The organism is Enterococcus sp. HMSC078F03, assembly GCF_001811595.1.
GTDB classification, from domain to species: Bacteria; Bacillota; Bacilli; order Lactobacillales; family Enterococcaceae; genus Enterococcus; species Enterococcus faecalis.
In genome coordinates, this window is record NZ_KV805562.1 from 29,886 (window position 1) to 30,358 (window position 473).

Genomic DNA, 473 nt, shown 5'->3' on the forward strand with positions numbered 1-473 from the left:
CCGTGACCAAGAATTTAAATGGAATGTCAAAACAGCTTTTGGTAACGAAACAAGCACTTGGACCCAAGCCAGCATGGTAGATGACATTAATAAAGTGTTAGACATCACAGACGTGAAAGTTACTGATGAAAATGGTAAAGATGTTACAGCCAATGGCACAGTAACACAAGAAAATAACAAAGTAACTTTTGAAATGAACAAACAAGCAGACAGCTATGACTATTTGAGTGGTCATACATACACAATGACTATTACAACTAAAATTAAAACTGACGCAACGGACGAAGAATTAGCGCCTTATATCCAACAAGGCGGCATTCCCAACCAAGCTGACTTAAACTTTGGCAATGAAGGGGACGTGTTGCATTCCAACAAACCAACTGTAACACCGCCGCCAGTAGATCCAAATATTACTAAAGACGTAGAAGGTCAAGATCACTTAGATTTAACCAACCGTGACCAAGAATTTAAAT

The 473-nt window shown here is 38.7% G+C and carries 1 protein-coding gene; it reads left to right on the forward strand.

Features of this window, described 5'->3' with window-relative positions; all coding sequences use genetic code 11:
* The coding region (locus HMPREF2810_RS16065) for an isopeptide-forming domain-containing fimbrial protein (RefSeq protein ID WP_002417366.1) at positions 1–473 on the forward strand (473 nt) is incomplete at both ends.